Source organism: Pirellulales bacterium (assembly GCA_019694455.1).
Classification (GTDB): Bacteria; Planctomycetota; Planctomycetia; order Pirellulales; family JAEUIK01; genus JAIBBY01.
In genome coordinates this window covers 93,487-104,509 of record JAIBBY010000010.1, presented here as the reverse complement: position 1 = coordinate 104,509, position 11,023 = coordinate 93,487, and the positions used below count along the sequence as shown (strand labels likewise).

At 62.8% G+C, this 11,023-nt stretch carries 11 protein-coding genes; 3 read left to right on the top strand and 8 right to left on the bottom strand.

From position 1 onward, the window contains the following. The coding region (locus K1X71_06410; protein MBX7072764.1) for a hypothetical protein at nt 1–213 on the bottom strand (213 nt) is incomplete at its 3' end. 65 nt (nt 214–278) lie between these two features. Continuing rightward, nucleotides 279–1,652 (bottom strand): hypothetical protein, encoded by a 1,374-nt coding sequence (locus K1X71_06405; protein ID MBX7072763.1) that lies wholly within the window; start codon nt 1,650–1,652, stop codon nt 279–281. A gap of 325 nt (nt 1,653–1,977) precedes the next feature. On the opposite strand from K1X71_06405, the gene K1X71_06400 reads away from it, so the two are divergent. After that, nucleotides 1,978–3,219, top strand: a complete 1,242-nt coding sequence (locus K1X71_06400; protein ID MBX7072762.1) for a glycosyltransferase family 4 protein — start codon at nt 1,978–1,980, stop codon at nt 3,217–3,219. Here the strand turns inward: K1X71_06400 and K1X71_06395 are convergent. The 3 genes from K1X71_06395 to K1X71_06385 are packed head-to-tail and all read right to left on the bottom strand — an operon-like array spanning nt 3,216 to nt 4,764. After that, the gene (locus K1X71_06395) at nt 3,216–3,959 is read right to left on the bottom strand and encodes an MBL fold metallo-hydrolase (GenBank protein MBX7072761.1); all 744 of its coding nucleotides are present in this window, start codon (nt 3,957–3,959) and stop codon (nt 3,216–3,218) included. The genes K1X71_06400 and K1X71_06395 overlap by 4 nt on opposite strands. Continuing rightward, entirely contained in the window at nt 3,956–4,444 is a 489-nt protein-coding gene (locus K1X71_06390; protein ID MBX7072760.1) for a hypothetical protein, read from the bottom strand. The genes K1X71_06395 and K1X71_06390 overlap by 4 nt, the downstream gene beginning before the upstream one ends. Then, nucleotides 4,444–4,764 carry a divalent-cation tolerance protein CutA gene (locus K1X71_06385; protein ID MBX7072759.1) on the bottom strand — a complete coding sequence of 107 codons (321 nt, stop codon included), beginning with the start codon at nt 4,762–4,764 and terminating at the stop codon, nt 4,444–4,446. The genes K1X71_06390 and K1X71_06385 overlap by 1 nt, the downstream gene beginning before the upstream one ends. A 139-nt stretch (nt 4,765–4,903) precedes the next feature. On the opposite strand from K1X71_06385, the gene K1X71_06380 reads away from it, so the two are divergent. Together K1X71_06380 and K1X71_06375 are read left to right on the top strand one after the other, a co-directional pair. Then, nucleotides 4,904–6,556 (top strand): class I SAM-dependent methyltransferase, encoded by a 1,653-nt coding sequence (locus K1X71_06380; GenBank protein MBX7072758.1) that lies wholly within the window; start codon nt 4,904–4,906, stop codon nt 6,554–6,556. A gap of 54 nt (nt 6,557–6,610) precedes the next feature. After that, a complete protein-coding gene (locus tag K1X71_06375; GenBank protein MBX7072757.1) occupies nt 6,611–8,161 on the top strand; it encodes a hypothetical protein in 1,551 nt (516 codons plus the stop codon). Between the two features lie 3 nt (nt 8,162–8,164). Here the strand turns inward: K1X71_06375 and msrB are convergent, their stop codons facing one another. The 3 genes from msrB to K1X71_06360 form a co-directional block, all read right to left on the bottom strand. After that, complete coding sequence (gene msrB, locus K1X71_06370) at nt 8,165–8,563, bottom strand: peptide-methionine (R)-S-oxide reductase MsrB (GenBank protein MBX7072756.1); 399 nt, start codon at nt 8,561–8,563, stop codon at nt 8,165–8,167. Between the two features lie 137 nt (nt 8,564–8,700). Next, nucleotides 8,701–9,273: a class IV adenylate cyclase gene (gene cyaB, locus K1X71_06365; protein ID MBX7072755.1), complete on the bottom strand. Its 573-nt coding sequence runs from the start codon at nt 9,271–9,273 to the stop codon at nt 8,701–8,703. Between the two features lie 51 nt (nt 9,274–9,324). Next, complete coding sequence (locus K1X71_06360; GenBank protein MBX7072754.1) at nt 9,325–10,887, bottom strand: long-chain fatty acid--CoA ligase; 1,563 nt, start codon at nt 10,885–10,887, stop codon at nt 9,325–9,327. Between the last annotated feature and the right edge of the window lie 136 nt (nt 10,888–11,023).

The window sequence follows — 11,023 nt, the reverse complement described above, 5'->3', positions numbered from 1 at the left end:
CAGCCGACGCGCTTTCCAATCGGCGCTCGCCAGTTTGGGATCGGCCAGCCAACTCGCCAGCGGTCGCGCCTCCCACGTGGTGGCGGCAAATCGCCGTTCCAACAGTCCCGCGCGGCGCGCCGCCGCGTGATAGAGCCGATAGCCAAAGTTCCACGCGCCGTATTGCCGCCACAAGTCGTAAGCGATGCGAAGCTTGCCAACCGGTTGCGACATCAGTCTCGTTGAATCAAAGTCTATCGAGGCCGCCCATTCACGGGCGGCGCTTGGCGACTACTGGGTCAAGCGCCGCCGGGCATCGGCCGCAGTCCACCGCCGCTAGCGCCGGGCGTCAGCGGAACCCAAACGTAGCGCACGGCGGGGACAGTTTGCGCCTGTTCGCGGTGCATGATCCACAGCCGACCCACCATCACGAAGACAATGGTCAATGTGATCGTAGAGAAGTTGCTGGGCGAGTTGGCCGTTTCGAACATGCCGGCCGCGAACACCGCGATCAACAGCCCCAATAGCACGCGTCCCAGATCGCGCATGTCAGGATCGCGCGATTTGCGCATGACGGCAAACGCCTGCCAGGCCGCCACCCCAAAGGCGGCAAGATAGACAATCAATCCAAAAATCCCCGTCGCGTACCAAACCGCCAACAAAGAATTGTGAGTGGGACGCGCGTACTTGATGGCGAACTCGCGATCGCTGCCATGGCCGTGGCCAACCATCGGGTTCTTCATGCACTCGTGAATGGCGTTGGCCCAGATTTCGGTGCGGCCGGTGGTGCTGGACGAGAAGTATCGTTTCTTGAGAAAGTCGACCTGCTTCTTATTGGCGGTCGCCAGACCAAACGCCAGCGCCACGACCATGGCGGCCGCGGCAACCACGAAGATGAGGTTGCTCGCCCGCTTGCGGATCAGCATCGGCAGGCAGCCGAGCATGCCGGCAAAGGTGCCAGTGCGTTGTCCGCTGGCCAATAGCAGGGCCACGAGCGACATGGCCAGCGCGCCACAGATTGCCTTGCCCCACCAGCGCTTGCTACAGAGCGTTCCCCAGACCGCGATGACCAACAGCAAACCGCCGGTGATGACGAACAGCGGCGCCGAGGTGATCACGCCCGATTGCCGCCCCACGTCGTTTCCGGCGGCAACCAGTTGGCGTAGCGTCAACATGCCCAGCACAAACCAGCCGGAGGCCGCTATCAGGTAAAGGTAGAGGATGCGTCTCAAGTCAGCGGGAGTCACCATCACGTCCGACAGTGCGATGGCGGCCGCCATCGTAAGCAGAAGCAGCCCCCCCGTCTGGATTGACCAGACGATCACGTCGGACAGAGGGATCATGCTAATGCCAATGATGCCATAGAGCAGAAACAGCAACATCGGCGTGCCGAAGTAGACATTCAGTCGCAGGCAGTTGAACGCCAGCAAAATCAAGATGGTCCAGCGCAACAAGGTGCTGCCGGAGTCGACTGCGGACCACATGGCGCCCGAAAAGGTCGTGGCCACGATCAAGAGGAACATCAACTCGCGCCGGCGGCCGAATAGCGCCATGGTCACCAGCGCAAAGACCGCCAACAGGCCGATCATGATCCAGATCGGACCGGCCGTCTCCGCCAACCGGGTGATTCGTCCTATCAGGTCGTTGTTACGAGCCTGGACGTCGACATTCACGACTGTGGTTCCGAAAGAGCGTTAATGGCGGCGAACGACATTGCCAGCAGACGATCGGGACAAATCGACTAAGCGGCAACGCGCGAGAAAATGACCAAGATTCATCGTAAGCGAATCATGCGACCAGTAGAATGGCCCGACTACTTTGCCGCCGCCAATCGGCGCCGACCGGGACCGGATGCGCCGGCTGCGCCGGTCGCGCAATGCCTTTCGCACCAAGTATAGGCGATACAGGCGACTTTGGCGGCGAGTTTCTGGGGGCTACGATGGAAAATCAACTCCGCCAGCGATTTGCGCTTTTCTCACCTTTCTAATGACAGACAACATGCAATCTGCATCAGCTTTGCCGTCCAGCGAATCCAGCAATTCGGCCGCGCCTGCCGACCAACGTCAGAATCTATCTCAACTGCGCGTAGCTCTCACCTATCGCGTGTTGCAGTTTTGGCGGGTGCCTGTCTTTCGACGACTTACCAGCTACCTAAATGGCCGGTTCCGCGCGTTTCACGGAGGCGACTTTCCCGGCACCAAAGCCGTGAACGCCAAGGACTTGAGTGGTGTCGACCATTGCCAGTTGTCGACCATTCGCCTCAACTTGTCGCGAAAGGGAGACCATGTGGGCATCCCGATTTGTCCAACCCTGTTGTTTCATCTATTGCGCTACCGCCCGGACGTGATCCTGGCCGAAGGGGGGAGCAACCTGATCAACAATATTCAGGTTTGGCTCTTTTCCGCGTTGACCGGAACTCCCTACGTTTGGTGGACACTTGGCGATTTGCAACCCGAAAGTCGGGTGTCGCTGCCCCTGCGCATGTGGCGCGGACTGATGAAGTTTCAGGAGCAGAGAGCAGCGGTGTACCTGGGCTATAGCTCTCTGGCGCTGGCCTATTTTGACCGTATGGGTTATCCGAAGGATCGGCAGTTTCGCGCAGTGAACTGTGTTGACACCGATGCCGTCCTCGCGCGCATTCCGCGCTTTGAGACCATGGCCCACGAACTGCGCCGAAAATTTGATTTGGAAGACAAGCGGGTGCTGCTTTACGTCGGAGCAATGTACCCTTCAAAGCGGCTCGAGGATCTGGTCGAAGCCTACCTGACGCTGCGGCCCAAGTATCCCGATGTGCGCGTGATGTTCGTGGGCGATGGCCCGCATCGCGCCGCGCTAGAACAGTACTGTCGCCAGCGCGGCGCCGATGTGATCTTCGCCGGTGAACAAATCGAAAACGCGTCGGCTTATTTTCTGCTGGGCGATCTCTTCGTGCTGCCCGGCCTGGGGGGCCTGAGTATCTCGGAGGCCATGGCGCACGGGCTGCCGCTCATTGCCACTCAGGCCGATGGCTGCGAAGTCGATCTCATCGAGCAGGGCCAGAACGGCTTTATCCTCGAAGTCGGCAACGTGGCGCAGCTTACCAGCCAGCTCGACGAAATGCTGGCCGACCCAGATCGCTTGCGCCGCATGGGTGAGCATTCACGCTGGATCATCGACCACCGCTACAACATCAACACCTACATGGACAACGTGATCGCGGCGCTCAACCGCGCAAATGAACTCCGTCGCTCGCGGCGTTAAAAATCCAACTCCATTCGGTCCTCGCCAATCTCGACGCGCGGAAAGATCCGTCGCGCCGCCGCCAGGCCAATCGGGTCATCCGCTTCCGAAAGTGGATTCACATGCACCAGCACCAGCCGTCCCACTCCGGCCGCGCGCGCCAACTCGGCCACCGCGGAGGTATGGCTGTGCCCGGTTGTTTCCGCCCATTCCCGCTGTTCGTCGGGAAAATAGCACTCATGCACCAACAGATCGACGCCCCGCAGTTGATCGACATACGGCGCGTCGGCCCGTGCGGTGGTGTCGGTGACATAGGCCAGCGAATGGCCGGGCCAATCCAGTCGATACCCAACCGCGCCTCCGGGATGGTCGAGCAAAAAATGAGTCAGCCGCCCCCCCGAAGCAAGCCGTACCGTGGGGCTAGCAAGCACGGCGTAGTCGCACGGCGGCGCGGCGGGAAAGAGCGCCGGCGCCAGCAGATGCTCGCGCACCGCGGCCAGATGTTCCGCGGCGCCATGCACGGTGCAGCGCTCGATGGATCGCTCGAAGAACACATCAAACAAAAACGTGACGCCGACGATATGATCAAGATGCGCGTGCGTGAGAAAAATATCCAGCTCGGGCGTGGCCAGATAATCGCGCGCCCGGTAGAGCGCCGTACCGGCATCGAGCAGTATCCCCACTTCCGGCAGCATGAGGCAGGCGGTCTGCCGTCGATCGTTGGGATGATAGCCCGTGGTGCCGAGCAAGATCAGCTTCATGGCCGCCTCGCGGACGAGGCCTGCGACGATGCGTCTGTGGCGTCGGTCTTATCTGGCTCGCGCCGGGCGGCCCAACGGCGGAACTCGGCTTCGTCCAGAAAAACCGCCTCGCGCGTCAGTTGAAACATAAGCGGCGTCGCTGGCCAGCCGAGCGCGCCCAGGAATCGATCAAACTCTTCGACAGGGCAAGCTCCCTTCACATCGACGAACAATAACAGCTCGTTGCGATCGTACAGATTGCCATCCAGTTGCCACGCCGGCGCCCCGGCCGACGACACCCAGACAAACGAGCCATCCGGTTCGACAAACATCCGCTCCCAGTCACAAACGGCCTCGATGACCGACTCGAAGTCGCGTTCAAACGGCTGGCTCAACAGCGGCGGCGGAATATGCAGTGTGCGATACGTGTTGCCTTCCAGTTCAATTACCGCGGCGGGCGTGGCCTCGGCGGGTCGCGCGTGGATGGTGGCGAAAAATCGGTACATCACATCCGCACCTGCGCGTCGAGCCAGGCCAGATAATCAGCGCTGCCGGCCACGATCGGCACGGCAATAATTTCCGGCGTGTCGTAGCTGTGCAACTCGTGAATGGTCCGCTCAACTTCGCCAAAGCGGTCCGCCCGCGTCTTGGCAGTGCAAATCCACTCTTGGCTCGACTCGATTTGGTCTTGCCAGCGGTAGACGCTATCGATCGGTCCCGATACCTGCACGCAGGCCGCCAATCGGCGCTGGACCAAGGCTCGCGCTATGGATTGTGCCATCTCGTGGCTGGCAGTGGTGGTCACGACCTGTAGATAGTCGCTCATAGCGGCTTGATTCTAGCATCTGGCGACTGCCATTCGCAGCTAGCACCGGCCGATTGACGTTGGACGGCCGCCCTCGCTTGCGGATAATCGCCCCTCGGCCGCCAAGGATGGCGAACCACCCCGGCAAGGACACGACGCCATGCCCACCATGTACCCGCATTGGTTGCGACGCCCTTGGCGAACGCAGATGGGCCACGCCCCACGCGCCGCCGCGCAGGTGTTGGAACACGGCGGCGAGTCCCTTCCCTTCTGGCCGCGACTGGTCGACGCGGCCCAGCGCCGCGCTCGGCACTACGCTCAATTCGCCAGACCCCAATCCCCGGATTCGTCCACCGAGCGTGCGCTCGATTGGCTGGAACGTCACGTCGCCCAGTACGGCAGCGCCGCTACGCCTGGCGGGGCGCCATGCTCGGGGCTGGCGGGAGCGATCCTCGCCACTGCGTCTCGTTTTGGCCGCGAAGCCCTGGCGGCCCGATTGGCCGACTGGCTGATGGACATACAGCTTGCCGACGGCTCGCTGCCCGACGGCAACCGACAGGCCACGTCGCTCTGGAACACCGCGCTCGCCGCGCAGGGGTGGCTCGCGCACCTGCCCTCCGATCGCCGCCATACCTTCGCGGCCCGGCGCGCCTGCGACTTTCTGGCCGACCATATCGACTACCACGGACGCATCCACGCGCCGCAGTCCCATGCCTCGCTCGAGCGCTGGGCAGGCGCCGCCATGCACCTGGCCTACCTGCCGGCGCTCGTGGCCGCGGCGGAACACTGGCAAGCGCCGGAATACATGCAGGCGGCCCGCTCGTTGCTCAGCGCGCACCAGCGGCAAGCGCGTGTCGCATGGGGCGCGCCGCTGCGCATGCTGGCGGCGCAGGCCGAGGGAGCGCTCGCCTGCGGAGACGAACAACTCGCTCGCGATCTCTTGCGATTGCCAACTGCCAGCCAGCGGCCGACCGGCGCCGTGCCCGATCGTCTTGGCTCGCGCGAAGTCTCGCTCGCTGGCTTGGCACGCCTGGCCACACTTTGGCTTCGCCTGGGCGAGACCGATCGCGCCCACCGCGCCATCGGCTGGATCAGTCGACATCAACAAGTCGATGGTGGCCTGATTGCCCGCCGCGCGCCTGGCTGGCGGCGTGCTGAGCCTGCCTCGGCCTGGGCCGTCACCTGTTACCTCGATGCCGTGCATGCGCAGGTCGAGACCTGTTTTGAATGCGTCACGCCCGACCTGCCGCAGGCGATCGATCCCGCGGATGGTCGGCTGCGCGCGGTGGCGGCATTATTAGCGACCTTGCCAGCGGGCAGTCGCGTTGCGGATGTTGGCTGCGGCAGCGGCCGCTATCTGCATTGGCTGGCGCGGTGGTTTCCGAATCTTCGATTCACCGGCATCGATCCGTCGCACCGGTTGCTGGCGTCCTTGCCAAAGGAAGTGGAGGCCCGCGCCGGAGGTTTGCTTCGCATTCCGGCGGAAGCCGGCGAATTCGACGCCGTTTTCTCCGTGGAGGCGGTCGAACACGCGCTCGACGCTCGGCGCGCAGTTGCCGAACTGGTGCGCGTCACACGACCCGGAGGCCGAATCATCGTCATCGACAAGAATCGCGCCTTCCGCGCGCTGTCGCACCACCAGCCGTGGGAGCGCTGGTTCGATCGCGCGGAGCCGGCCCAGTGGCTGGCCGCCGGTTGCGATCAGGTCCATTGCATCGAGGTCGCCCACGGCGCGAGCTGTCAGCCCAGTGGGCTATTCTTAGCCTGGCTCGCCCAGCGCTGCGACGCGGTTGCGGTGCGCCGCGCCGCATGACTCGATCGGCATATTCCCTCGCGCCCAATCAACGCGTAGGCTCATGGGCTGCTTATGCCTTCCCTGTTGCCTGCCGAGCCGAATCGCGTGCGCCGTCAAAACCAACCTGATTGGGTCCACGATCTGGTGCTGCCCACCTTGCTGTTCGCCGCGCTAGGCGGCATGACCTGGGCGGTGCGCGGCAGTTCGGGCTATGGCGCCTCGGCCGGTTGCGTCTTCGCCGGCGTGCTCTGGGGAACGGCGTGGTGGTTCATCGCCCGCGATCCCGCCCGGCAGCAGTCGCGGCGGTATAGTTCGGGCTGGATCGTGCTCGCGCTCACCGTCGGCGTTGGCATCTCTGGGGCGCGCGGCTGGATGCAGTGGCCCAGCTTTTTCGAAGGCAAACTGCAAACCAATTTCGCGCGCGGAGAGTTCGTGCCGATCTCGCGGATGTATGGCTTTGTTTGGCTGTTCATTGCCGGAGTGCCGTGGGCCGGCGTCGGCGCGTGCCTCCTGGCCTGGACCGCTTCGCTCCGTGAAACCCGGGCATGGCACTGGGCGCTGCGAGTGGCGTGCGGAATTGGCGGCGCGCTATTGGCGAAGTTGCTCTTCGACAAATATCCGGGAATCTTCCTGCCGATGTATGACTCGCTAGAAGCCCGCTACCGCGATCTGGAACACAATCCCAATCTACGGCGGCTGATCAACGACAGCGGATCGGCCATGTTGCATCTGGGGCTATATCTCGGGCTGCTGTTGTACGAACTGTTGCGCCGTGACTGGAAGAACGTGTCGCTGATCGCGACGGTGGGCATGGTCAACGGCGTCGGCTGGGCGCTATTGCAAAATTGGAAATGGGCGCCCGACGTGTGGAGCGGCGCCAACTTCAACTGGTGGCGTTGCTGGGAGTCGTCGGCCGGCGTCAGTATTGGCATTGCCTACGGGCTGGCGTACTTCTTGGTGAACCGCCCCATGCCGGCCACGGAGCAGTCCGCATGGCGAGCCCGGCGCGTGATCGAGGGCCCCAATCTGGAGTGGCTGCTGGTCTTTCTGGGACTGGCCTCACTGATGGCAGTGCTGATGCTCGAGATGGGGGGCGCCTGGGGACCGTGGTACGTCGGCGTGGTCATGTTGTTTGGCGTGGCCTACTATCTGCGGCGGCGCGGAGCGACTGAAAGTGAACTGACCGCCGCTGGCGATCCCAATCTGGAGCGATTCGGCCTCTACCTGGGTCTGCTGCTCGGACTGGGGCTGTCGCTGCGCAGCGGCCTCAAAGGTTGGTGCAACATCTATCTCGGCAACGAGGAATATTGGAGCCGGCTGCTGTGGCAGGTCTTGGGGCCCCTCTACCTGCTGATCTTATTGGCCATCTGCGGCTGGATACTGTGGCGCCCCTTGCCGAGAAGCTTTCGCGGCGACCTGTTTCCCCGCGCCTACGGCCTGACGTGGCTCGCGCTCGTCCTGCAAAACGTCCTCGCGCAGCTTGTCACCGGGCCACTCAGCGCGTGGAACGAGTTCGCGTTCAGCGTCTACTACGCGCTGTTGTTCGCCATTTCGGCGGTCATCATCGTCCACTACCAGTACGTGAAGCGAGACCGCTTGCGCGCCGCGCCCCAGACTGGTTAGCGGCTATCGCTTTTCGTGCTTCAGCGCGGCCGAGTTGATGCAATAGCGCTGCCCCGTTGGCTGCGGGCCATCTTCGAACACATGTCCCAGATGCGCGCCGCACTGCTTGCACAACGCCTCGGTTCGCACCATGAAAAAGCTGCGATCGCTGTGCGTCGCCACGCCGCCCGGCAGCGCGTCGTAAAAACTGGGCCAACCGGTGCCGGAGTCGAACTTCGTCTCCGAGTCAAAGAGCTTGGCGCCGCAGCAAGCGCAGTGATAGACGCCCGGCTCCTTGTTGTTCCAATACTGTCCGGTGAATGCCCGCTCGGTTCCTTTCAGGCGGCATATGTCGAATTGCTCGTCGGTCAGTTCGGCGCGCCACTGTTCGTCGGTCTTTTGCACGGGGTGGTTTTCACTCATGGCGGTGTCTCGCGCGTTGTTAGAGCAGCCGCCGCCCAGCAAGCAGGCGGCAAACAATAAGCCGCAATGCTTCAGCCGACGGCGCATGACGATTCTGGTTGCGTAACGCATTGGCATCTATTGTAGCCGCGCCCCGGCTACGCGCTGCCCTGCGCGGAGAGCAACATTTCGAGATAGCTGCGGCGTTCGTTGCGCGACAACCCTAACCGCTGGGCCAGCGCCGCGATGGCGGCGCGGGCAGCGTCCAGTTCGTCGGCGGCGGCCTCGATTTCCAACTCGGCGAATGTGCCCACCTGGTCCACCGAGTCCAGCGCAATGACGATCTCGCGCCCTGCGCGCTGCACGATCGCGGTGCGGCGCGACTTGGACACTTTCGCCACCGAACGAAATCCCAGCGACGTGAGCAACTCAAAAAAGCCCGCGTAGCCTGCATCCCCTGTAGCCAGCGGCAACTCGATTTCGCGACGCGTCTTGGTGTGCGGATCGAGCTTGGGCCCCTTGTAGGTCACCCGGTTTTCGCCGCCTATGCGCCGGATGCGCAGCGCCTCGTCGCTGGCGGCGAAGTCGCGGCAGGGGTGGGCAAAGTACTCGTCAACCTGCCGCGCCGTGCCACGCCATTTGGCGGGCAACGCATCGACCGCGCTGGCGAAGCGCTCGGCGTCGTCCACCCAAAATTTCTGCTCCACCTCGAAATGCGCGCCAGCTTCCATGATGGTTCGTATTTCGCTTGGATCTACTCGCTTGGCTCGCTCGCGGCAGCGCTAGCTGCCGGCGCCCACCTCGGCCTCGGAACCCGGCGACTGCACGCGATCACGATTCCATTGGTCCCACTCGCTGCGCAGCTCGCGCTTGAGGATCTTGCCGGTCGGTCCCTTGGGCAGTTCCGCGCGAAACACAATCTCTTGCGGCCGCTTGTATTTGGCCAGATTGCGTTCCAAGTGGCTCATCACGTCGGCCGCTTCGAGTTGCTGTCCTGGCTTGAAGGCGACGACGGCCACAATATGCTCCCCCTTGGCCTCGTCAAAGGCGCCGATCACCGCCGCCTCGGCGACCTGCGGCAGTTGGAACAACACCTCCTCAATCTCGCGCGGATAGATGTTGAACCCCCCCTTAATAATCATGTCCTTCTTGCGATCGACGATGTAAAAGAAGCCGTCTTCGTCGCGCTTGCCCAGGTCACCGGTGTGGAACCAACCGCCGCGCAGCGCCTCGGCCGATTCTTCCGGCTTGTTTAGGTAGCCCAACATGACGTTGGGCGCGCGAATCACCACCTCTCCCACCTCGCCGTGCGCGACCTCATTGTCGTCGTCGTCAAAAATCTTCATTTCGACGCCCGCGAACGGCAGACCGATCGAGCCCACCTTGCGCGCCTCGGGCCGGTTGATGCACACGCTCACCGTGGTCTCGGTGAGACCAAAGCCCTCATAAATCGGCACGCCGGAAGCCTGCTCGAATTGATTGAGCACCTCCACCGGCATGGCCGCGCCGCCGGAAATGCAATACCGCAGGTTGCTCCCCTTGACCTGCGCGAACTGCGGGTGTTTGAGCATGTAAAAATACATGGTCGGCACGCCCGCGAACGACGTAATGCCGTCCTCGGCCAGACTCTTGAGGCAAGCGTCGAGCTCGAAGCGGGGATGCAGCGCCACGGTCGAACGATTCTTGATCGCCGCGTTCAAGATGCCATTGAGCGCAAATACATGGAACAGCGGCAACACGCACAGCCACTTGTCGCCCGCGTCGGTCGGTATGATCGACTCGAACATCTCTAGGTTGGCGATCACGTTGGCGTCGGTAATCTGCGCGCCCTTGGGCTTGCCGGTGGTGCCAGAGGTATAGAGCGTCATGATCGGCTTGGAGACATCGGTCTCCACCGGTCGGAAGTTGGCGTCGTCGCGCATCAACTCGTGATACAGGCGCTGGCCGTGCGCGTTGGCGCCCACCACGAAGATCTTGGGCGGGTTCTTGAGATGCTTGGTTCCCTCGATCACCTGCGGCGCGAACATCTCATAGGTGACGATAAGGCGGATATCGCTGTCCTGCACCAGGTACTCGATCTCCGGACCTTGCAGCATCACGTTGAACGGCACCACCACGCCCCCCGCCATCAGGGTGGCGTAATAGCAAGTGACAAACGGTGGAATGTTCGGCAACATCAATCCCACCGATTGGCCGGGCTCGATTCCTTCCGCCACCAGACCGACCGCGATCTGTCGGGCTTGCGCCGCCACCAACCCAAACGTGTACTGCTGCTCCATGAAATCCAGGGCAATCCGGTCCGGTTCCTGCTGGGCCGCGTCGAGCAAGTACTGATACATCCGCATGGGACTAAGATTCCCCCGCACAAAGAAGATATGGATGGTGGAGGCACGAACAGGCGAGGCGCGCTCGGCAAGCGGGCCGAATCGATCCCTGGCGCAATCGTCCTGGGAGCAGCCATCACTTTTAGCCACTGGCGCA